This is a genomic window from Pseudomonadota bacterium (genome assembly GCA_038533575.1).
Classification (GTDB): Bacteria; Pseudomonadota; Alphaproteobacteria; order Rhodobacterales; family Rhodobacteraceae; genus Shimia_B.
In genome coordinates, this window is the sequence record JBCAYL010000001.1 from 1,912,896 (window position 1) to 1,935,318 (window position 22,423).

Consider the following 22,423-nt stretch of genomic DNA (forward strand, 5'->3'; position numbering starts at 1 on the left):
CTTCTTATCAGTGACTTAATCGAAATGCGCAGCGTGTGCCGCCTAGATGCGCAAAATAATGTCACTAATACTTACCTTTTTTGAGGCGAAACCCTTGCCAGAGGGGGGCCGAAACGAGTATCTCGCACTCCACAGCTGCATGAGCGCGGGGAATCTCTCGCGCTCAGGACCACTTCGTAACCGCCACTGCTAACGCCCGCATGGCTTTGACAGGCTTCAACGCTGCCAAAGGACATCGCCCGTGACTGATCTGACTGCGCCCTACGGCCTCTACGATCCGACCCTGGAGAAAAGCTCCTGCGGGGTGGGCTTTCTCACGCGAAAATCCAGCGAGCAGACGCACGACCTCCTCGAGAAGGGCCATGAAGCCCTGTGCTCGGTGCCCCATCGCGGCGGGATGTCCTCGGAGGGCGTGGGAGACGGCGCGGGCATCTCCGTAGATCTGTCGCTGAAATTCTTCTCGAAGCTCGTGGGCAAGACACTCGAGAAAGGCACGTTCGGGGTGGGCAACTTCTTCATGCCGGCCGATGCCTCCCAACATGAGCATGCCGTGACGCTCATCGAGAGCACGCTCAAGGAATGGGGTTTTACCATTCTGGTGAGCCGCGAGGTCGAAACCAACAGCGACGCCATCAGCGAACGCGCGGCCAAATGGCAGCTCCCGATCCGCCAGTGGATCTTCGAGGCGCCCGAGGGCCTGCGTGGCGCGGCGCTTGATAGCCGGATCCACACGACGCTTCTCGAGATCGAGGCCGTGGCCTACACGCAGCCCGAACTCGACGGTCTCTATCCGTTGTCGCTCAGCGCGCGGATGCAGGTCTTCAAAGGGCGGCTGAACAGCTGGGAAATTATGCCGTACTTCAAGGACCTCTGGGACGAGGACCATGAAGTGCACACGATGTATTTCCACACGCGGTTCTCCACCAACACGGACCCGCACCCCACCATGGCGCAGCCGTTCCGCCTGATGGCGCACAATGGCGAACTGAACACAGACAAGAAAAACCGCCTGTCCGAAGCGGCCGTTGCGCTCGCCCGCAACAAGGCGATCGTCCGCCCGAAAGGCCAATCCGACAGCTGCCGCCTCGACCAGACGCTCAACAGCCGCGTCTACGAAGAGGGCGTGGACCTCGTCACCGCCGTCGTGGCTATGATGCCGCCCGCCTGGGAAAACGATAAGGACATCGATCCCGACGTGAAGGCCATGCTCGAATACTTCTCTCTCTTCGAGGAGAAAAATGACGGCCCGGCAGCGCTGATCTTCGGCGACGGCAACATCATCGGAGCCCGTCTGGATAGACTGGGCCTGCGCCCGCTGCGCACGGTGGAAACGGAAGACTATCTCGCCGTCATGTCCGAGGCGGGCCAGATCTCCTTCCCGCCAGAAAGCGTGATCCGCCGCGGTCGCGTGGCTGCTGGCGGCATGATCTATTTCAACCACGAAGAAGGCCGCATCTACGAGACGGAAGCCGCGCTCGAGATGCTCGCGGAGGCGGAGGATTATCCCGCGCTTCTGGAAGCGGCAGCCATCAATATCGACGATCTGCCCAGCGCCGATGACGATCCGGGCCTCGCGGCCACGCGCTATCTCGGCGATCTCGCCACGCCCGCGCGATACGTGGCCTACACGCACAACCAGGAAAGCTTCAAATTCCTGATGGACCCGATGCTGCAGAACGGTGTCGAGAAGGTCTCGGCGATGGGCTACGGCAACGCGATCAACGCGCTCTCTGATCAGGAAGGCGGGGTGGCCAAGTACTTCTCGCAGCGTTTCGCGCAGGTGACGAACCCGCCGCTCGATTCGATCCGCGAGGCAGACGGCATGACGCTCCGCGTGGCTCTCGGGGAGAAGCCGCACATGGGCAAATCCCGCTCGCGGCAGATCGTGGTCAACACGCCGATCCTGCGTATGTCGGACATGCTGAAGATCAAGAAGCAAGAGCACACGCCCTGGGACAGGTTCGATATCCTCTACGGTCCGGCTTTCAACGATGCCGCCGCCAATGAGCGCGCGCTGACTGAGGCCGTCGATCAGGTCGCCAACGACGTGGTGAGCTTCGCCCGCGAAAAGGGTGGCATCGCCATCCTGACCGATCGCCATGTCTCCACGACGCTCGCGCCGCTTCCGATGTCGCTCGCTATCTCGGCGATCAACCAGCGGCTCATCGAGGAGGGTCTCCGCTTCAAGGTGTCCCTCGTCGTCGAGTCGGGCCAGCTCTCCTCATCGCATCACGCCGCCTGCGCCCTCGGTTTCGGCGCGTCCGCAGTCTACCCGCTCGCCGTGCGCCTGCGCGCCGAGGAGCTCTTCGGCCACGACAAGGCCTATGATCACTACGCCAAGTTCCAGAAGGCCTGCGAAAAGGCCCTCATGAAGACAATGGGCAAGGTGGGTCTTTGCACGGTCGAGTCCTATTCGGGCGGGGAGTTCTTCGAGCCGAATTTCCTCGACACGAACGATCCCATCTTCGCGCGGTACTTCCCGAATATGCGGACGCCCGTGGGCGGCGTGCGCTTTGACCGGGTTGCACAATCCGTGGCGGATTGGCATGCCCGTGCGCTCACGGTCACGTCGGATGCTGACATTCCGATCCTCGGGCTCTTCAAGGAGCGCGCGGAAGGGGCAGGCCATTCCTACGGCACCACCGCCGTTCGCGGCTTCGTGGACCTGACGGAAGAACCTATTTCATTCGACCGGCCCGTCGCCAACGACGCCCTCGATGGGGAGACCGATCCCCTGCGTCTGCTGACACTCCGGCAGATGGACGACGCCTTCGGCATCGACGACAAGGGCTACGTCAACACCTCCTTCGAGAAGCTGACGACAGACCAGATCGATAATTTCGAGATCACGCCGGGATACCGCCGGTTCAGCGAGATCATGGCAGAGGAGCGCGGTCGCCGTCCTGCCGCCCTGCGCGATGTGCTGGGTTTCCCGGCTGACATCACGTTCATGGACAAGGTCGAAGACATCAAGAAAGAGATGATGCTCTTCAACCGCGCCGGGAACAACGACTTCGTTATCCGCGGCCTCGAGGTGGAAGAGCTCGGCGCAGGCGAGTACCTGCTGCGCCTGACCGGCCCGAAAGCCACCGATATCGGACGCCTAGATGCCCTGGGCGAAAGCCTCGTGCAGCGCTTCGGCGAGGATGTCGAAGGCCACCACATCACGCGCGGCTGCCTGAAGATCGCCGTGAAGGGCTGGGCGCTCGATTATCTGTCCCGCATCCGCCGGGCCAATGACCGCATCGAAATCGAGGATGTGCAACCGGCGCATGAAATCACGGCGCGACTGGCGTCTGGGGCCATGTCCCACGGCGCACTCGTAGCCTCCGCGCACGAGGCGGTCGCCCACGGCACCAACATGGCCGGCGGCATGTCGAACTCGGGCGAAGGTGGCGAGCATCTGTCGCGCTACGGCACGATCCGTGCGTCGCGGATCAAGCAATTCGCCTCCGGTCGCTTCGGGGTCTGGGCGGGATACCTCGCAGACCCGAACCTCGAAGAAATCGAGATCAAGATCGGCCAGGGCGCAAAGCCCGGCGAGGGTGGCCAGCTGCCCGCGCCCAAGGTCACGGTCGAGATCGCTGCCGCGCGCGGCGGCACGCCGGGGGTGGAGCTGATCTCTCCCCCGCCCCACCACGACACCTATTCCATCGAGGACCTCGGCCAGCTCATCCATGATGCGAAGGCCGCGCGCGTGCGCGTGATCGTCAAGCTCGTGAGCTCCGAGGGGATTGGCACGATTGCCGTTGGCGTGGCCAAGGCTGGCGCGGACGTCATCAACGTCGCCGGAAACACCGGCGGCACGGGCGCGGCATCCGTGACTTCGCTCAAATATACCGGCCGCGCGGCCGAGATCGGCATCGCCGAGGTGCATCAGGCGCTCTGCGCCAATGGCATCCGGCAAAAGGTCATGCTGCGCTGCTCGGGTGCCATGCAGACGGGCTCGGACGTGGTGAAGGCCTCGCTCCTTGGCGGCGACAGCTTCGAGTTCGGGACGACCGCGCTCATGATGCTCAAATGCGTCATGGCCAAGAACTGCAACGTAAAGTGCCCGGCGGGCCTGACGACGAACCCCGAGGTCTTCGACGGCGACCCCCGTGCGCTTGCGCAGTACCTTCTCAATATTGCCCACGAAGTGCGCGAGATCCTCGCAACGCTCGGGTTCAAGTCGCTCGACGAGGCCCGCGGCCGTGCCGACCTCCTGCACCTGCTCGATCACGATGCCGCCGTGGGCAAGCTGAACCTACGGCAGATGCTGACCCATGTGCCCGAGATCAAGGTGGAAAACCCGGTCTATCTCGAGCGTGATTTCGCTGTGGATGATGCCCTCCTAGAGCAGGTCAAATCCCGCATCATCGACGGCGGCGAGACGCAGATCGAGCTGCGCCCGAACGCACCGCTCAACAACCGCAACAAGACGGTAGGTGGCCAGCTCGGCATCGATATCGAACGGATGCTCAACCACGAGATCCTGCGCCTGCCGACGGCCGCGCATCAGGATGGACGCGGACGTCGCTACCTTGATCCGCGTTCCGTGCGCGTTGTCACCAACGGCTCCGCGGGCCAGTCCTTCGGCGCGTTCTGCAATGACGGCATGGTCATGGACCACACCGGCACCTGCAATGACGGCGTGGGCAAAGGGGCGAGCGGGGGCGAGATCATCGTAAAATCGCCCGGCGGAAGCGCCGGACGCGAGAACGTCCTCATCGGGAACTTCGCCCTCTTCGGCGCCACCGGAGGCCGGACCTTCATCGAAGGCCAGGCCGGCGATCGCTTCGCCGTGCGCAACTCCGGCGCGACGGCCGTCGTCGAAGGCGTGGGCGACTTCTGCGCAGAGTACATGACGAACGGCGCGATCCTGAACCTCGGCGGCTTCTCCAAGGGCTACGGAAACGGCATGTCCGGTGGTTTCGCCTACCAGTACGATCCGCTGGGTGAGCTCAAGGGCGCGATCAGCCACGACTCCGTCTTCATGGGCACGCTGACCGACGGCAGCGCGGAGGGCGAGATCCACAAGGACGCAGTCTTCCAGATGCTGACCTGGCACCTGGAGGCCACGGGCTCGAAGAAGGCTGAACAGCTCCTCGCGGACTGGTCAACCACGCAGCATCACATGGCGTGGGTCATGCCCAAGGCGCTGCTTCAGTACCAGGATCAGGACGCGATCCTCGCCGCCCGCAGCCGCAAGGACCTCGTGGACGAGCTCGCCACGGCGCTTTCCATGCACCAGATCATGGAGTTAAAGCGCGCCTACAAGAACGGGCGCCCGGTGCTCCATGGTGCCATGCCCGCTTATGGCGAGATGGACACGGGCGAGATGTTCCGCCTGCTCAATGCCTACACCGTGCTCGAGATGGCGCAGGTCGTGGCAGAGAAGCGCCTCGGCGCGAATGCGCACCAGCTTGCCAAGGACAAAGCCGTCAGGAACCTCATCCTGACCGAGGATTTCTCCCTCATGTCCGCGCTCGCCAAACATGCCCGCCAAGCCGTGGCGGACTACTCGGATCAGGAACTGGCGGCGCTCGTGGCGCACAAGCGGCTCAGCGACTTCAAGACGGCGCTTTCCATGCGCAACATCCTGAGCATGGACAGCCCCGGCACTTATTCCTGGATCATGCACCAGTCGGCCAAGAACCGCGCCGCGCTGGGCGAGATCCCGAGCTTTGACGAACTCTTCTCTCAGACCGCCCTGCCAGACCTCCTGGCACGCAGCGCAGCGAAGTAAACAGATGCAACAGAACAACCAAGTCCCCTACATCCCCACGGACGCGCCCTTCTCCGGCGATCAGCGGGCATGGCTCGGCGGCTTCCTCGCCGGTCTCCATTCCCGCGCGCTCATGGGTGGCGGCGAACAGGCCGTGGCCCCGGGCGAGCAGCAGGTGAAGGCCAAACCGCTCGACATTCTCTTCGGCACGCAGACGGGCAATGCCGAGAGCCTTGCGGAAGAGGCGGCCGCGCTCGCCAAGACCCGCGGGTTCCAGCCGCGGGTGAACGAGATGGACGCGATCGAGATGGATGCGCTTTCCCAGATGGAGAACGTGATCATCGTCGTCTCGACCTATGGCGAGGGCGAAATGCCCGACAATGCGCACATGTTCTGGGAGGCGCTCAGCGCGTCCACGGCCCCGCGCATGGAGAGCCTCAACTACGCCGTGCTGGCGCTGGGCGACACCTCCTATGACGAGTTCTGCCAGGCGGGGAAGGTCATCGATACCCGTCTCGAGCAGCTGGGTGCCAAGCGCCTTGGGCCGCGGATCGACTGCGACGTGGATTTCGAGGACGCGGCGACCGCATGGCTCATGGATACCGTGCCCACGGCCGACGCAACAGTCGCCAATGTGAGTGATGAGCCCGTCGTGGTCGCCAAGAAGGACGGCTACAACCGAAAGAACCCCTACGCCGCGAAGGTCGTGGGCAACACGCTCCTTTCCGGCAAGAATTCCGGCAAGGAAATCAGGCACATGAGCTTCGCGCTTGGCGATAGTGGGCTGACCTACGAGGCCGGTGACGCGCTGGGCGTGATGCCGATCAACGCGCCCGATCTCGTGGATGCGTGGCTCACGCGCCTTGGGGCCAGGGCTGACGATGCTGTCGCGGGACATGACGCGCCGCTGGGCGAGCTTCTCGCGAAGCGCTTCGAGATCATGACGCCGGGCCGGGAGTTCATCCGCGAGATCGAGAAACGCGCAGGCCACGAAGAACTCACCCATGTTCAGTCGAACGGGGACAAGGAGGCGCTTGAGGCGTTTCTCTGGGGCAAGGACGCGCTTGATCTCATGAACCTCAACCCGGGGCTGAAGCTCTCCGCCGACGAGGTCGTGAGCTGGCTGAAGCCGCTTCAGCACCGTGCCTATTCGATCTCGTCGTGCCCCGTTGCGAACCCGGGAGAGGTGCATACCACCGTGGCCGCCGTGCGCTGGCTGGCGGAGGGTCGTGTGCACAAGGGAGTGGCCTCGACCTTCATGGCCGACATGGCGCCCGAGGGCAGCGAGGTGGGCATTTTCATGAGCCCGAACAAGAGCTTCCGCATCCCCACCGATGACAGTGTCCCGATGGTTATGGTGGGCCCCGGTACCGGCATCGCGCCGTTCCGCGCCTTCCTGCAGGCCCGCCGCGAACGTGGTGCGCAGGGCACCAACTGGCTCTTCTTCGGGGACCAGCATCGCGAGACGGATTTCATCTACGAAGACGAGCTTTCGAAGATGTCCGCCGATGGTCTTTTGACCCGCCTCGATCTCGCTTTCTCCCGGGATCAAAAGGAAAAGATCTACGTCCAGCACCGCATGGAGGAGAATGGCAAGGACCTCTTCGCGATGCTCGAGGAGGGCGGGCATTTCTATGTCTGCGGGGATGCCACGCGGATGGCGAAGGACGTGGATGCCGCGCTCCATCGGATCGTGGCGGAGCACGGCGCGATGGGCGACGAACAGGTGGTCGACTATGTCAACGCGCTCAAGCGAGAGAAGCGCTACGTCCGCGACGTCTACTGACATCTGCCCACTCCGCGCGGCGCGTGAGCCGGTCGCCGGAGGGGCAATATACGCTTCAGGCACACCTGTGAATGCCTGGAAGCGAGCTGGTAGCCTCTCGTGTTGCCCGCGGTGTCCGGGATCGAGAAAAATAGGCGGGCGCGATGGTCGGTCATCGCGCCCGCCTCTTTCGTTCTTCGGGCACCCACAAGTCCGTCGGAGCCGTCCTCAGGCCGCCACCTTAGCGGACAGGAGCCCGTGGAGCGCGATGATCTCCTCGCGGCGCAGCTCGTGTCCGCCGTCATGGACGACCTGCCCCACATCAGCACCCATCTCGTCAAAGTAGCTGAGGAGCTTCTGGCTCTCGGCCCAGGGCGTGATCGGGTCCTGCCGGCCTGCGGTGATCAGGATCTTGCGCCCGGTGAGATCGACGGGCGCAGGGCTCCACGGGATGAGCGGATGCAAGAGCCCCGCCCGGTCAAAGAGGCCCGGATGCTCTAGGATCGTGGCGGCAAGGATGTTGGCCCCGTTCGAGTAGCCGAAGCCGTAGACCGGGCCATGGCCGACCTCCGCTTCGACGAAAGCGGCCATCTTCTCTACCGCGCGGGCGAGGTCGTCCATGTCGTAGACCCCCTCCCCCGTGCGCTTGAAGAAGCGCGCCGCGCCGTGCTCGCTCACATCCCCCCGGGGAGAGACGACGCGGGCGCCGGGCGCGAGCTCCTGGGCGAGGTCGAAGAACTGCGTCTCGTCCCCGCCCGTGCCGTGGAAGACGAAGAGCGTGGGCGCACCACGCTCTCCTTCCGTTCTGAGCGCTTCGTAGGTCATGCCGCGATCTTCGGCAGATGGGCCTCGATCTGGGCGCGCAGGTGCTCGTGCTGCGTCGGCAGCTTGAGCGCCTCGCCCAGATGCGCCGTGTCTTCGTCGCGGTCGAAGCCGGGCTCGTTCGTGGCCACCTCGAAGAGCACGCCGCCCGGGGTCCGGAAGTAAATCGCCCAGAAGTAATCCCGGTCGATCACCGGCGTGACCTGGTAGCCCGTCTGCATGAGCGCGTCGCGAACGCGAAGCTGGGCCGCGCGATCCTCGACAGCGAAGGCGATGTGATGGACGGATCCTGCGCCCTGACGGGCCACCGGCGCGCCGGGCAACTGCTCGAGGTCGATCGTATCCGCGGCGTTGCCGCCTTCGATCACGTAACGCGTCACTGCGCCCTCGGTCTCCGCCTTCTGGTAGCCCATGTAGGAGAGGAGCTCGCCCGTGGCGTCGGCGTCCTGCAGCGAGAAGCGCGCGCCCCGGAAGCCGAGGATGCCCTCGCCCGAACCCACGCCCGCGCCGGTCCAGGCCTCACGGCCCTGCTCTTCGCTCTCCACGAGGGCGAAGGCGTCGCCGTCCGGGCCGTCGAAGCCGAGGCGCTTCTCGCCGAAGACCGTCTCTTCCTTCAGGCCGGTCACGCCGAAGGTGCCGAGGCGCTCTTTCCAGTAGCCGAGCGCACCCTCGGGTACCGCGAACTCGGTGACGCCCACTTCGCCCACGCCGCGCTTGCCCCGGGGCATGCGGCCAAAGGGGAAGTAGGTCATGACGGAGCCGGGCGTGCCGACCTCGTCGCCATAGTAGAGGTGATAGACGTCTGGCGCGTCGAAATTGACCGTCTTTTTTACCCGGCGCAGGCCGAGAGTGTCGGTGAAGAAGGCGTTGTTCTCGTTTGCATCCGCAGCCATCGAGGTGACGTGATGCAGGCCTTTGATGTCGGTGATCATGGCGTGTCTCCTTTTGCTGAGGCTGAAGTTAGGACAGCGCTCTATTTCAGTGAATAGTAATGGTGTTTCATTAACTATTTCGATACGTCGACATAATGGAGCAGTTGAAGCCGATCCGCACCTTCCTCGAAGTGGCCCGTCAGCAGAGCTTTTCGGGCGCCGCGCGGAGCCTCGGCATGACCCCGGCAAGCGTGACACGCATCGTGGCCGCGCTGGAAAAGGACCTTGGCAAGCAGCTCCTCCTGCGGACGACGCGGCAGGTCTCGCTCACGGCCGAAGGCGCCATCATCGCCGCGCGCTACCGCCCGGTGATCGAGGAATTCGATGCCATCGGGCGTGAGCTCACGCAGCGGCGCGATGCCGGGAGGCTGCGCGTGAACGCGCCGCTTTCGCTCGGGCTGCGCATCCTGCCGGAGGTGGTGGCGGGGTTTCGCCTCGCCTATCCGCGGATCCAGCTCGAAATTCAGCTGACCGATGCGCTGATCGACGTCATCGACGCCGATTGCGATCTCGCGATCCGGATCTCGCGCCCGCCCACCGACAAATCGACGATCTGGCGCAAGCTTTGCGACGTGCCGCGCCATGCCGTGGCAGCGCCCGCCCTCCTTCAGCGGATGGCGCGACCCGAGGAGCCGGGGGATCTGTCCGCGGAGCACACCATGTCCTACAGCGCCGATGGCGGGTCCGAGACCTGGGAATTCTCGAGGGGCACGACCGTGCGCCAGCATCGCGCGGGCACCTGGGTGACCACGAATAACGGCGATCTCCTCGCCGGGCTTGCGACGGCGGGGCAAGGCGTCTGCGTATTGCCGGAGTTCCTCTTGGCGCGGGGCCTTGCTGCGGGGGAGCTCGAAGTGCTCCTCCCGGACTGGACGCTGCCGCAGCTCTGGCTCACGCTCTTCTATCCGCCTTACGAGACCCTGCCACCGCTGGTGGCGACGTTCAGCGACTATTTCGAGTCCTATATCGAGGGCGCGCGCGGGCTCGGTGCCTAGAGCGTGCCGGCAGCGCGCAGCGCGTCGAAGCGCGCCTGATCGAGCCACCAGAACTCCACGTTGCGGTTGAAATCGTAGGGCGCGGGCGTGTCAGGCATGCCGAAAATGTCCCAGACGGCCACCCAATGCTTTCCCAGATGCCAGGCCGGCACCCAGATATGCCGGTCTCGCAGCACCCGGTCGAGCGCACGGATGGCGATGTTGAGCTCCTCGCGAGTCTGGGCCGCGGCGGCGCGGGAAATCAGCCCATCCACGACGGGATCGGCGATCCCTGAGAGGTTGTTTGATCCCTCCGCACCCGCCGCGTCAGACCCGTAGAAAGCCCGCAAGTTCGCGCCCGGGTTCACCGAGACCTGCCAGGCGGCGAACATCGCGTCGAAATCGAACTGCTGGCGCCGCTCGGACACCGTCGCCGGATCCTGAAGCTCCAGGCGCGCGTCGATCCCGAGGTGCTGGAGGTTTTCCACGAAGGGCAGAATGATGCGCTCGAAGGAGCGGCTGTCTTCCACGATCTCGAACGTCAGCGCCTCGCCGGCCGCGTTGCGGCGCATGCCGTCATCGCCCACCGTCCAGCCGGCCTCGTCGAGCAGCGCGGAGGCGCGGCGGATCGCCGTCCTGTCCCTCAGCTGCGGCGCGCCGGGCCAGGGCACATGGGCCTCGGCCTCGAAAACGGAGGCAGGGAGCTGATCCCGGAACTCTTCGAGAAGCGCGAGCTCCGCACCCTCCGGCACCCCCTCGGCGGCCATGTCGGTGTTTTCGAAGAACGAATCCGATTGGCTGTAGGAATTGTAGAAGACAGACTCGTTCGTCCATTCAAAGTTGAACGCCAGCTCGATCGCTTCCCGCACGCGAATATCCTGCAGCTGCGGGCGTCGGAGATTGAACCACATGCCTTGGGCATTGGTGGGGCGCGCATCCGCGATCTCCATTTGCTTGACGTCCCCGCGCTCGACCGCGGGGAAGTCATAGGCCGTGGCCCAGGAGGCCGAGCGGAACTCGCTCCGCATCAGATATTCCCCGGCCGAGAATGCCTCGAGCCCCACGATGTCGTCGGCGAAGTATTCGTAGGAGAAGCAATCGAAATTGTTCTTGCCCGCATTCACGGGAAGATCTTCGCCCCAGTAATCCGGGTCCTTGCAAAACCGGATCGTGCGCCCCGCGTCCACACGGTCGAGCAAATAAGGCCCGGAGCCCAGGGGCGCCTCGAGCCATGTCTCATCAAAGGGCGTGTCTTCGTCATAGAAATGCTCCGGCAGGACCGGGAACTGGACGCCGAGATCCGCAGGCAGGGACGAGCCAGCCCCCTCCGCCAGATCGAAACGCACCCGGACACTGCTTTCGGCCACCACGTTCGTGACGTCGGCCAAGAGATTGCGATAGTAGGGGTGTCCCTCGGTCTTCAGCGCGTTGACGGTGAACACCACATCGGAGGCCTCCACCGGCTCCCCATCGTGGAACCGTGCGGAGGGGCGCAGGTTGAAGGCCACGTAGGTCAGCGGCTCGTCGTATTCGATCGTCTCGGCGATGAGGCCATAGACGGCATCTGGCTCGTCATAGGCGCGCACCATCAGACTGTCATACATGTGGATGCCCACCTCGGGCGCGCTGTCACCCTTGATGATGAAGGTATTGAGGCTGTCGAAGGTGGGGGTGCCGAAAAGCTGCCGCTGGCTCATGGTGCCGCCTTGAGGCGCATTCGGATTGGCGTAGTCGAAATGGGCGAAGTCGGCGGGATATTTCAGGTCGTCGAAGGCGGAGTAGCCATGGCTGATGGTGACCTCCGCCGCCGCAGGCAGCGCGAGGCCCACGGCCAAGAGCGCGGGAGTGAGTTTCATGACAACCTCCTGTTTGATCAAAGGATCGATCAGTGCACGCCGGTGTCAAGGAATGGGGGATCACCATTCGCGGCGCGCACATTCCCGTTTCCCATCCGCCATGCTGCGCTGCGGAAATTATGACCGTTTTACATTGGATTAGCGTCCGCACGCGGCGCTTCAGGCTCGCTTGCCATCCCCACCTGCCCCGAGCGTACGACGCACCAGGCGCGTCCGAGTCCAGCAAGAATGCACGAAATCTGTGCGCGCCTCAGCCGAAGAAAAATAATCTGACACTGGGAAAGCCCCGTAAACAACACAACTTATTAGCCAGTGATCACGCCTGTTCCTTGCGTGAGGTCATGGAGGAACGAGAATGCGAAAGACACTCAAGTTCATTGCGACGGCCCTGCGCGAATTCTTCTGGATCGCCATCGCGGGCGCCATCGTCGTCGGCGGTTTCGTCGGCTTCCAATATCTCGGCGAGAACCGGGAAGAGGTGGAGGCAGCGCCGGCAGAGCGCCCTGTGACGCTCGTGGACACCGCCGAGTTCGTCCCGACCGAGAGCCCCTTGCCGATCCGCGGCGAAGGCTTCGTGGAGCCCTTCCGCACCGTGGACGTCTCAGCGCCGAGCGGTGGCCGGATCGTGACGCTCCATCCCTCCATCACCGAGCTCAACGGCTTCTCTGAAGGCGACGTGCTCGTGGAGATCGACGCCAGCAACGAGCGCGCGCAAATCGCGCAGGCGCGGGCCTCCATCGCGGCCACCGAGGCGCGGCTCGAGCTGCTGACGACGCAACTCACGCGCGCGCAGAACCTCCGGGAGCGCGACGCTGTCCCGCAATCGACGGTCGATGATCTCCTCGGCCAACGCAACGAGGTCGAGGCCAACCTCGAGGGCCAGCGCGCCAGCCTGCAGACCGCGGAGGTGGCGCTCGAGAACAAGGTCGTGCGCGCGCCCTTCGACGGCAAAGTGCTCACCAAGAACGCCGAGATCGGCAACGTTGTCGGCGGCGGGGCCGTCATCGCGCAGATTTACACCGATGACCGGATGGAAGTTGCCATCCCCATCCGCGAGACCGATGCCGCGCTCATTCCCGGGCTCTTCGATGAGCGCCGCGCGCCCGCCACGGTGAGCATCACCTTCGCCGGCGTGGAAAAGGAATGGTCCGCCGAAGTCGTCCGCGTGGATCCCTCGCTCGATCAGTTTACGCGGACGCTCACCGTCACCGTCGCGCTGCTCGAGCGCATGGAGGCAGAGGAGACCTTTGCCGCCGGACCGCCGCCCGCGCTCATCAACGCGTTCGCGAAGGTCGTGGTCGACGGCATCGAACCCACCGAGACCTACGCCATCCCCTCCACGGCGCTGCGCAATGACGGCCAAAGCGTTTGGCTCTACCGCGACAGCCGGCTGGCCATGCATCCTGCCGCGCTCGTTCACGTGGATGGCGAGACGTCCTACGTGCGCATCACCGATCTAGAGCCAGAGGATCGCCTGATCCTGACGACGCTCAGCGCGCCTCAGCCCGGCGAGGCCCTGCAGGACACCCAGAAGGATGTCCGCACCAGCCAGGTCATGGACTAGCACGCCCGCGCGCCGGGTTCCTTGCCCTGCGCATCCCTCCCGGAGACCCTGATCAAGGAGATCAGCCATGTACGCTGCCATCAAATGGATGACGGAACACCCCGTCGCGGCCTGGCTGGCCGTGGTGCTTCTTGTCGGGCTCGGCGGCTTTACCGCCAGCACGCTGCCGCAGAAGACCTTCCCCGAATTCGCGCTCGACAGCGTGTCGATCTCGGTCAGCTATCCCGGTGCGTCGCCCACGGAGATCCAAGACAGCATCGTCCGCCCCATCGAGGACGAGCTGAGCGGCGTGGACGGGATCGACGACGTCACCGCCTCCATCAGCGAAGGCCGCGGTGGCGTCACCGTCACCTTTCTCGATGGCGAGGACATCGAGACAAAGCTCGAAGAGGTGAAGACCGAGGTTGAGGGCATTACCGTCTTTCCCGATGACGCAGAGGACCCCGTCGTCGTGCGCGGGGACAATTCCACCCGCGTTCTCGAGATCGCAATCCACGGCGATGCGTCCGAAAGCGTCCTGAAAGAAGAGGCGCGGCGTCTCAAGGACGAGCTCATCGCGATCAACGGGATCTCCTTCGCCGAGGTTTCCAACGTCCGCGCCTACGAGATCTCCATCGAGGTGGACCGTGACACACTGCGCGCCTATGGGCTCACGCTCGCGGAAGTGGCGCAGATCGTGGGGGTGAACTCTCTGGAGCTGCCCGGCGGCTCCATCGACACCGAGAGCGTGGCGATCCCGATCCGAACGATCGGGCGAAACTACACGCGCTCGGATTTCGAGAACATCGTGATCCGGTCGAACGAGAGCGGCGCGCAAGTGTTGCTGCGCGATATCGCGCGGGTCAATGATGGCTTCGAGGACAGCGATTTGTCCTCCAGCTTCAACGGCGACCCGTCCGTGTCGGTCAACGTCTACCGCGTGGGTGACGAGCAGATCCTCAACATCGTGGATCTCGCGCAGGACCACCTGCGCACCTCCTACCGGCCCTCGCTGGAAGAGGGGATCAGCGCCACCGTTTGGCAGAACGAAGCCACGCAGCTTCAGTCCCGGATCGACCTTCTGACGAAGAACGCTGTCATCGGCCTCTCCCTCGTCGTGCTCTGTCTCGCGCTCTTCCTCGATATCCGGCTTGCCTTCTGGTCGGCCGTGGGGATCGGGGTGAGCTTCGCGGCGACCTTCATCGTGATGGGGGCGCTGGGGATGTCGATCAACATGATCTCCCTCTTCGGCTTCATTCTCGCCATCGGGATCGTGGTCGACAACGCCATCGTCGTCTCCGAGAACATCTACAAGAACGGTGAGCGCGGGCTTGCGCCGCTCGAGGCCGCCGTAAAAGGCACCCAGCGGATCGCCGTGCCCGTCGTCTTTTCCACCCTCACCACCATCGTGGCGTTCTGGCCGCTCCTGCAGATGCCCGCGCCCCTCGGCAGCTTCCTGGGCGATATCCCCACCGTCGTGATGATCGTCCTGTCGCTTTCGCTGCTCCAGGCGCTGCTCATCCTGCCGCGGAACCTCTCGAACCTCGAGATCGGGCCGAGCTACCGCCCCAACATCGTCTTCCGCCTCCTCGGCGCCGTGCGCGGCGTGATCGATCGCGGGCTGAAGTGGTTCGTGCGCTACCCGCTCGATGCGATGCTGCGCTTTTGCGTGCGCCGCTTCCTCGTGCCCATCGCCTCCGTCATCGCGCTCATGGTGATTACCGTGGGCCTTCTGGCGCACGGCTATGTCCGCTTCTCGTTCTTCCCGGAGATCCAGGGGGAATTCGTGACGGCCTCCGTGGAAATGACGGACGGCACCACCTTCGAGCGCACCGAGGCCGTGGCCGAGACCATGCGCGAGGCGTCGATCCGCGCGGGCGAACGGCTGCAGGAGCGGCTGCCCGCGGATGCGCCCGCCGTGCTCATCGGGCAATACGTCGTCGTGGGCATCGGCGCCGGCGGCGGCGGCCCCGAAGGTGGCGCTCCGCCCGTCTCGCCCACCGTGGCGCAGGTCGTGGTGGAGGTGACCGAGGCCTCCGCACGCGACTGGCAGACCTCCGATTTCGAAACGCTCTGGCGCGAGGAGGTGGGGCAGATCGCGGGCGTGAACACGCTCACCATCTCCTCCTCCTTGGTGGATGCGGGCGATGCCATCGCCGTCGAGCTCTCGCTGCCCGAGGGCCAGGATATCACGCCTGTCGTCACCGAGCTGCGCGATGGGCTGGGCGGCGTGCCAGGGGTCTTCCAGATCCTCGATGACAACTCCACCGGCAAACTCGAATACACGCTGGCATTGCGCCCCGAAGCGCGGCTCTACGGGCTCACGCTGCAAGACCTCGCCACCCAGACGCGCAACGGCTTCTTCGGGATCGAGGCCACCACCGTGCAGCGCGGGCAGGACAGCGTGGATGTCATGGTGCGCTTCCCGTCCGAGGACCGCGACAGCCTCGCCGATCTCCTCGACACGCGCATCGCAACGCCCGCGGGCGACCTCATCCCGCTCTCTGCGGTGGCCGAGCTGTCCGAGGCGCTCGCGCCATCGGAAATCCAGCGCCAGAACGGGCGGCGGATCACGACGGTGACGGCGGACGTCGATGAAAGCGTCATCACCAACGGCGAGGCCAACCGCATCCTGCGCGAAGAGCTTCTGCCACCTCTTCTCGAGGCCTATCCGGGTCTCAACGCCTCCTTCGGCGGCGAGCAGGAGACGCAGGGCGATGCGCAGGCGGCGCTGAGCCAGGCGCTCGCCATCGCGCTCTTCGTGATCTTCGCGCTCCTCGCGCTCATCTTCCGGAGCTTCGTGCAGCCCATCGTCGTGATGGTGGCCATTCCGCTCGGCCTCATCGGGGCCGTGACGGGGCACGTGATCGTTGGCATTCCCCTGGGGCTCTTGAGCCTCTTCGGGATCATCGGGCTCGCGGGCGTCGTCATCAACAACTCGCTCGTGATGATCGATGTCTACAACGAGTATCTCGACAACGGCTATTCCGTGCAGGAGGCGGTGGTCGAAGGCACCAAGGACCGCTTCCGGCCCATCGTGCTCACCTCGATCACCACATTCCTCGGGGTCTATCCGCTCATCATGGAGACCTCGCTGCAGGCGCAGTTCCTCGTGCCGCTGGCGGTCTCCATTGGTTACGGGGTCCTGATCGGGACAGGCGTGATCATCTTCGCGATCCCGGCAGTCTTCATGCTGGTGCATTACGTCTCCGGCGCCGTGAAGGCCGTCTTCGGCGCGATCTTCAGCCCGCCGCCGATGCCCAGCACCGAAGCGCGCGCCTATGCGGCAGCAGAGAAGGGAAAGCCCGTCTCCGAGGTCACGCCCGCCGAGTAGCGACGGGGCCCGTCTCCGCGGGCCCCGAGCAGAGCAGTCCGTTGGACGCAGTTGCCCACTTGCGACCGCTCGTTCTGCCCGAAAAACGGGCATTCTCCCGCGGGTGGCCAAGAAAACGACTGCTTCAACTGCAAGTTTTTGCGAATGCTTCGCAAGTGCATTGAAGTTGCGAATGCTTCGCACTAACTTGCTCCCGTGACGGTCAGCACCCGATCAACCAAGGGAGAAACTTGATGTCGCTCACCAAACGGTCCTTCTTCGCGGTTGCCGCAGCCTTTGCCCTGACGTCCCTGTCGGGCCCGGCCTCGGCTGAGGAACGTCTCGACGTCGTGGCGACGACCGGGATGATCGCGGACGCGGCCATGGAAGTGGGCGGCGCGCTCGTGACGGTGGATGCGATGATGGGCCCCGGCGTGGACCCCCATGCCTACCGCCAGACCCGGACCGACATCACCGCCATGGCGCAGGCTGACCTTGTGCTCTGGAACGGGCTCTTCCTCGAGGCGCAGATGGAAGACTTCCTGCGCGAGCTCGGCGAAACGAATGCTGTTGTCGCCGTGGCGGAGACGGTTCCGGAAAACCTGCTGCTCGCCTCCGAAGATTACGAAGGCCGCTTCGACCCGCATCTCTGGATGAACCCCAACCTCTGGGCGCGCGTGGTGCTCAATGTGCGGGACGCGCTGATCGACGTGCACCCCGAGGGCGCGGAGACCTTCACGGCCAATGCCGATGCCTACCTGGCCGAGCTCGCAGAACTCTCGCGCTATACGACCGAGGTCCTGTCATCGGTGCCGCCGGAGAGCCGGGTCGTGCTCTCGGCCCATGACGCGTTCAACTATTTCGGCAATGCCTATGGTTTCGAGGTGCTGGGCATTCAGGGCATCTCCACCGAGTCCGAGGCGGGGCTCCAGCGGATCGGCGCGCTCGTCGACCTGCTCGTGGAGCGCGACATCCGCGCCGTCTTCGTCGAGACCTCAGTCTCCGACCGCAACATCCGCGCGCTGATCGAGGGTGCCGCTGCCCGCGGGCACGAGGTCGTCATCGGCGGAGAGCTCTTCTCCGACGCGATGGGCGCGCCAGGCACCTACCAGGGGACGTATGTCGGCATGATCGATTCCAACGCCACCACGATCGCGGCCGCCCTCGGTGGGCAGGCCCCGCAAAATGGCATGCAAGGGTTGCTGAACTGATGTCGCTCGATACGTCCCCCTTCCCAGGGCCCTTCGTCGCCGCCGAAAACGGCGCACGCGTGGCCCGCGATGACGCGGCCTCCAATGCCGCGCTCTCGGTGCGCGGTCTCACCGTGACCTACGGCGAGAAGCCCGCGGTCTTCTCCATGGACGCGACCTTCGAGGCCGGGGCGCTTACGGCGATCATCGGGCCTAACGGCGCTGGCAAATCCACGCTCCTGAAGGCCGCGCTCGGCCTCCTTCCGCGCGTGTCTGGCGAGGTGCATGTCTTCGGCGCGCCGATGGACGAGGCGCTCTCGCGCGTGGCCTATGTCCCGCAGCGCGCCAGCGTGGACTGGGATTTCCCGACCACAGTGATCGACGTGGTCCAGATGGGGCTCTACCGCAAGGTAGGCCTGCTCGGGCGGCTTTCCGGCGCGCTCCGGACAAAGGCGCTCGATTGCCTCGAGCGCGTGGGCATGGGTGATTTCGCGCCGCGCCAGATCGGGCAGCTCTCCGGCGGACAGCAGCAGCGCGTCTTTCTCGCGCGCGCGCTCGCGCAGGATGCCGACCTCTACCTCCTCGACGAGCCCTTCGCGGGGGTCGACGCGGCCACCGAGCGGGCGATCGTGGATGTCCTGAAAGCGCTCCGCGCCGAGGGCAAGGCCGTCGTGGCCGTGCACCACGACCTCTCCACCGTGCGCGCCACCTTCGACAACGTGCTCCTGATGAACGTGCGCCGCATCGCGGAGGGCAGCGTCGCCTCCACCTTCACCATGGAGAGCCTGCAAGCGGCCTATGGCGGACGCCTGGGCGCGACGCATCTCGACGAGTTGGCGCTCACGGTCGGAGCCTGATGGGGCCGTTTCTCGACGCTCTCCTCCTGCAGGCGGGCTACAACGCGGCTCTCGTTTCCATCGGCGCCGCGCTCCTTGGATTTGCGGCAGGGGCATCCGGCACGTTTCTCTTCCTGCGCAAGCGGGCCCTCATCTCGGACGCCGTCGCTCACGCGACCCTGCCCGGGGTGGCGCTTGCCTTCATCATCATGGTGAGCCTCGGCGGCGACGGGCGCAGTGCGCTCGGCCTCCTCCTCGGTTCGGCTGTGACCGCCTGGATCGGGCTCCTGACCATCGGCTGGATCACGCGCCGCACGCGGCTCTCCGAGGACACGGCCATCGGCGCGGTACTCGGCGTCTTCTTCGGCGTGGGCGTGGTGCTCCTCACCGTCATTCAAACGATGAGTGCGGGCCGGCAGGCGGGGCTCGAGGGCTTTCTTCTGGGCTCGACCGCGGGGATGCTCTTCGAGGATGCCGTTGTCATCGCCGTCGGCGGCTCGCTGGCGGTGCTGGCCACCTGGCTCCTCCGCCGCCCGTTGACGCTCGTGGCCTTCGACAGTGGCTATGCCGCCTCGCTTAGCTACGATGTCCGGCGGATCGACCTTCTCATGATGGGGCTCGTGCTGGCGGTGACCGTGATCGGGCTCAAGCTCGTCGGGCTGATCCTGATCGTCGCCATGCTCATCATCCCGGCGGTGACCGCCCGATTCTGGACCGAGCGCTCCGGCGAGGTCGTCTGGATCGCGGGCGGTGTGGGCGCGGTCTCGGGCTATCTCGGCGCGGTGCTTTCGGCCTCCGCCCCCGCGCTGCCCACAGGCCCGATCATCGTTCTGGTGGCCGCCGGGCTCTTCGTCGTCTCGCTCCTCTTCGCGCCGAGCCGCGGGGTGCTGGCGGCCGTCGTCAGGCACCGGCGCTTCCAGGCGCGCGTGCATCTGCGGCAGGGCCTCCTCGCGCTGGCCGCGCAGCATCCCATCCGGGAGGTCTACACCCTCCGCCTCCTCGCGCGCGCGGGCCTCGTGCGGCGCGACGGCGTCCCGACCGATGCTGGACGCGCCCGGGCTGCCAAGGTCGCCCGGGACGAGCGCCGATGGGATATCGCGCGTGAAATACACCAGGATACCGGTATGACCGGCCGCTATGACGGGCTTACCCCCATCGAGGACGTCTTCACCGCCGACGAGATCGCGGAGTTCGACCGACGCCTCGGCCCTCCGCAAGCACAGGGAGCCACGTGATGGGCGCGGATTTTGTACAATTCTCGCTCACGCCGATCCTCATCGGCATTCTGTCGGCGATCGCCTGCGCGCTGCCCGGAAACTTCCTGATCCTGCGGCGGCAGGCGCTCATCGGCGACGCGATCAGCCATGTCGTCCTGCCCGGGATCGTGGTGGCCTTCGTCATCACCGGCGTGGTGACGGCGATCCCCATGCTGCTCGGCGCGGCCGCCGCGAGCCTCCTCGCCGTCCTTCTCATCGAAGGTGTCAGACGCCTAGGCAAGATCGAGCCCGGCGCGGCCATGGGCGTGGTTTTCACCACGATGTTCGCCGGTGGCGTCCTCCTCCTCGAGCAGACGGATACGAGTGCCGTGCATCTCGACGTGGAGCACGCGCTCATGGGCAATCTCGAGTCGTTGATCTGGTTTCGTGCGGAGGGGTGGTCCTCCCTCTGGGATCCAACAGCCCTCGCGGCGCTCCCCGAGGAGCTCGGGCGCATCGCGCTCGTCTGCGCGCTTGTCGTGACACTTACGCTCGTCTTCTGGCGCTGGCTCAAGATCGCGACCTTCGATGAGGGCTTTGCCGAGAGCCTCGGCATCCCCGCGGCGGCGCTCGGCGTGGGCCTCGTCATCATGGCCGCCATCGCCGCCGTCGCTGCCTTTGACGCGGTGGGATCGATCATCGTCATCGCCATGTTTATCTGCCCACCCGCCGCGGCGCGGCTCATGACCAACAGCCTCGCGCACCAGGCCTGGTGGTCGGTGGGTTTTGCCACGCTCTCGGCCGTGTTGGGCTATGTCCTCGCGGGCTACGGCCCGCTCTGGCTCGGCTCGGAAGACGCCGTGAGCGCGGCAGGCATGATCGCCACTGTCTCCGGCGCGATCCTTGGCCTCGCCTGCCTGCTCGGGCCCCATCGGAGCCGAGAGGGCCGCGAAGCGGCGGACGCCGCCTAGGTGCACGCCGCCTAGGTATACGCCACCGGCGCGCGCTTAGGACCGGCCCGCGCCGAAAAAAATCCATTCCGAGGAACTTCGTCGATTTCGGTCAACTTTTGACCCCTGACCATGCCGCTCGGCAGGGCATCAGAGGGACGTGACGCAATTTTCTTTGCGAATGAGCGACTATTCGCGAAGCTCAGCCGCGAGTCTTCTGCCGCGCCTCCGGGCATCGGGCACCGGGCTCGATGAGACTGACCGCTTGCTGGAGAGAGAATGCGCATCCTTGCCCCAAAACTCAGCCTTGGCGCCATCCTTGCCCTGATCCTGCTCCTCGGGGCGCATGCCACACCGGCCAGCGCGCAGGCGCGCCCGGTCGTGCTCGCCGAGGTGCAGGCTGTCTCGGAGGGCTCAGAGCGGGTGTTCTTCGGGCGGGTGAAGGCCCGGCAGACGGTGGACCTCGCCTTCCAGGTGGGCGGGCAGATCCTCCGGTTTCCCGTCGATGAAGGGCAGCCCATCGCGGAGGGTGCGCTCGTGGCTGAACTCGACCTCGAGCCGTTCGAGCTCAGCCTCGCCCGGGCGCGGGCGCAGCTCGACCAGGCGCAGGACGATTTCAACCGCCTGAGCCAGCTGAGCGGCTCCACCGTCAGCCAGGTGACGATCGACGATGCTGAAACCGCCGTAGAGCTCAACGCCATCGCCGTGCGCGATGCCGAACGGGCGCTTTCCCTGGCAACGCTACGCGCGCCGTTCGACGGGATCGTGGCGCGGCGCAACGTCCCGAATTTCACGACGACCGCGGCGGGATCACCGGTGGTGCGCCTCCATGACATGTCCGACCTACGGGTGGAGATCGAGGTGCCGGAGGTGCTCTTTCAACAGGCGGGGCGCAATCCCGACGTGGCGCTCGAAGTGGCATTCGCGGCCAGCGACCGGCGCTATCCGCTCGCCTTCCGGGAGGTCATCGCCGAGACGACGCAGATCGGGCAATCCTTCCGGCTGACCCTCGGGATGACGCCGCCCGAAGATCTCTTCCTGCTCCCCGGGGCTTCGGCCACCGTCTTTGCGCGCATGCTGGGGGAAGAGAGATCCCTCGTGATCCCCGCCGCCGCGCTCATCTTCGATCCTGGCGGAGCGGCGTCGGTCTTGGTCTTTGAGCCCGCGGGAGCGGAAAGCGGCGCAGTGCGGCGACAGCAGGTGGAGATCGGGGCCACGCGCGCGGGCGCGGTGGAGGTCACTGCGGGCCTTGCTGGCGGCGAAGAGATCGTCGCCGCGGGCGCCGCGCTCCTTTCGGACGGCGACGCGGTCACGCGGTTTGCAGGCTTCGGGCAATAGT

13 protein-coding genes are annotated in these 22,423 nt (G+C 65.3%); 10 read left to right on the forward strand and 3 right to left on the reverse strand.

The genetic code is table 11. The features are described 5' to 3' along the window. Positions 1–241 precede the first annotated feature (241 nt). Both AAFM92_09690 and AAFM92_09695 read left to right on the forward strand, forming a co-directional pair. The gene (locus AAFM92_09690) at positions 242–5,728 is read left to right on the forward strand and encodes a glutamate synthase-related protein (GenBank protein MEL7300641.1); all 5,487 of its coding nucleotides are present in this window, start codon (positions 242–244) and stop codon (positions 5,726–5,728) included. 4 nt (positions 5,729–5,732) lie between these two features. Then, the gene (locus tag AAFM92_09695; GenBank protein ID MEL7300642.1) at positions 5,733–7,493 is read left to right on the forward strand and encodes a sulfite reductase flavoprotein subunit alpha; all 1,761 of its coding nucleotides are present in this window, start codon (positions 5,733–5,735) and stop codon (positions 7,491–7,493) included. A 207-nt stretch (positions 7,494–7,700) separates the two neighbouring features. Here AAFM92_09695 and AAFM92_09700 read toward each other — a convergent pair whose 3' ends face one another. Both AAFM92_09700 and AAFM92_09705 read right to left on the reverse strand, forming a co-directional pair. Next, on the reverse strand, positions 7,701–8,297 hold the full coding sequence (locus AAFM92_09700; protein MEL7300643.1) for an alpha/beta hydrolase: 597 nt from the start codon (positions 8,295–8,297) through the stop codon (positions 7,701–7,703). Next, positions 8,294–9,226 carry a ring-cleaving dioxygenase gene (locus tag AAFM92_09705; GenBank protein MEL7300644.1) on the reverse strand — a complete coding sequence of 311 codons (933 nt, stop codon included), beginning with the start codon at positions 9,224–9,226 and terminating at the stop codon, positions 8,294–8,296. Before AAFM92_09705 ends, AAFM92_09700 begins: the two co-directional genes overlap by 4 nt. Before the next feature lie 95 nt (positions 9,227–9,321). On the opposite strand from AAFM92_09705, the gene AAFM92_09710 reads away from it, so the two are divergent. Further along, positions 9,322–10,221: a LysR family transcriptional regulator gene (locus AAFM92_09710; GenBank protein MEL7300645.1), complete on the forward strand. Its 900-nt coding sequence runs from the start codon at positions 9,322–9,324 to the stop codon at positions 10,219–10,221. On the opposite strand, the gene AAFM92_09715 is transcribed toward AAFM92_09710, so the two are convergent. After that, complete coding sequence (locus AAFM92_09715; GenBank protein ID MEL7300646.1) at positions 10,218–12,056, reverse strand: extracellular solute-binding protein; 1,839 nt, start codon at positions 12,054–12,056, stop codon at positions 10,218–10,220. The genes AAFM92_09710 and AAFM92_09715 overlap by 4 nt on opposite strands. A 355-nt stretch (positions 12,057–12,411) precedes the next feature. On the opposite strand from AAFM92_09715, the gene AAFM92_09720 reads away from it, so the two are divergent. The 7 genes from AAFM92_09720 (at position 12,412) to AAFM92_09750 (ending at position 22,422) form a co-directional block, all read left to right on the forward strand. After that, the gene (locus AAFM92_09720; GenBank protein MEL7300647.1) at positions 12,412–13,620 is read left to right on the forward strand and encodes an efflux RND transporter periplasmic adaptor subunit; all 1,209 of its coding nucleotides are present in this window, start codon (positions 12,412–12,414) and stop codon (positions 13,618–13,620) included. A gap of 67 nt (positions 13,621–13,687) precedes the next feature. Then, entirely contained in the window at positions 13,688–16,933 is a 3,246-nt protein-coding gene (locus tag AAFM92_09725; protein ID MEL7300648.1) for an efflux RND transporter permease subunit, read from the forward strand. Between the two features lie 233 nt (positions 16,934–17,166). After that, positions 17,167–18,123: a zinc ABC transporter substrate-binding protein gene (locus tag AAFM92_09730; protein ID MEL7300649.1), complete on the forward strand. Its 957-nt coding sequence runs from the start codon at positions 17,167–17,169 to the stop codon at positions 18,121–18,123. Beyond that, positions 18,123–18,959 (forward strand): metal ABC transporter ATP-binding protein, encoded by an 837-nt coding sequence (locus AAFM92_09735; GenBank protein MEL7300650.1) that lies wholly within the window; start codon positions 18,123–18,125, stop codon positions 18,957–18,959. The genes AAFM92_09730 and AAFM92_09735 overlap by 1 nt, the downstream gene beginning before the upstream one ends. Beyond that, entirely contained in the window at positions 18,959–20,173 is a 1,215-nt protein-coding gene (locus AAFM92_09740) for a metal ABC transporter permease (protein MEL7300651.1), read from the forward strand. Before AAFM92_09735 ends, AAFM92_09740 begins: the two co-directional genes overlap by 1 nt. Next, positions 20,173–21,105, forward strand: coding sequence for a metal ABC transporter permease (locus AAFM92_09745; protein ID MEL7300652.1), 933 nt, complete (start codon positions 20,173–20,175; stop codon positions 21,103–21,105). The genes AAFM92_09740 and AAFM92_09745 overlap by 1 nt, the downstream gene beginning before the upstream one ends. Before the next feature lie 258 nt (positions 21,106–21,363). Beyond that, a complete protein-coding gene (locus AAFM92_09750; GenBank protein MEL7300653.1) occupies positions 21,364–22,422 on the forward strand; it encodes an efflux RND transporter periplasmic adaptor subunit in 1,059 nt (352 codons plus the stop codon). Position 22,423 lies beyond the last annotated feature (1 nt).

Excerpts from the sequence above, each read along its gene's own strand:
- AAFM92_09695 (MEL7300642.1), top strand. The coding sequence starts at position 5,733 with ATGCAACAGAACAACCAAGTCCCCTACATCCCCACGGACGCGCCCTTC.
- AAFM92_09700 (MEL7300643.1), bottom strand. The coding sequence starts at position 8,297 with ATGACCTACGAAGCGCTCAGAACGGAAGGAGAGCGTGGTGCGCCCACG.
- AAFM92_09705 (MEL7300644.1), bottom strand. The coding sequence starts at position 9,226 with ATGATCACCGACATCAAAGGCCTGCATCACGTCACCTCGATGGCTGCG.
- AAFM92_09710 (MEL7300645.1), top strand. The coding sequence starts at position 9,322 with ATGGAGCAGTTGAAGCCGATCCGCACCTTCCTCGAAGTGGCCCGTCAG.
- AAFM92_09715 (MEL7300646.1), bottom strand. The coding sequence starts at position 12,056 with ATGAAACTCACTCCCGCGCTCTTGGCCGTGGGCCTCGCGCTGCCTGCG.
- AAFM92_09720 (MEL7300647.1), top strand. The coding sequence starts at position 12,412 with ATGCGAAAGACACTCAAGTTCATTGCGACGGCCCTGCGCGAATTCTTC.
- AAFM92_09725 (MEL7300648.1), top strand. The coding sequence starts at position 13,688 with ATGTACGCTGCCATCAAATGGATGACGGAACACCCCGTCGCGGCCTGG.
- AAFM92_09730 (MEL7300649.1), top strand. The coding sequence starts at position 17,167 with ATGTCGCTCACCAAACGGTCCTTCTTCGCGGTTGCCGCAGCCTTTGCC.
- AAFM92_09735 (MEL7300650.1), top strand. The coding sequence starts at position 18,123 with ATGTCGCTCGATACGTCCCCCTTCCCAGGGCCCTTCGTCGCCGCCGAA.
- AAFM92_09740 (MEL7300651.1), top strand. The coding sequence starts at position 18,959 with ATGGGGCCGTTTCTCGACGCTCTCCTCCTGCAGGCGGGCTACAACGCG.
- AAFM92_09745 (MEL7300652.1), top strand. The coding sequence starts at position 20,173 with ATGGGCGCGGATTTTGTACAATTCTCGCTCACGCCGATCCTCATCGGC.
- AAFM92_09750 (MEL7300653.1), top strand. The coding sequence starts at position 21,364 with ATGCGCATCCTTGCCCCAAAACTCAGCCTTGGCGCCATCCTTGCCCTG.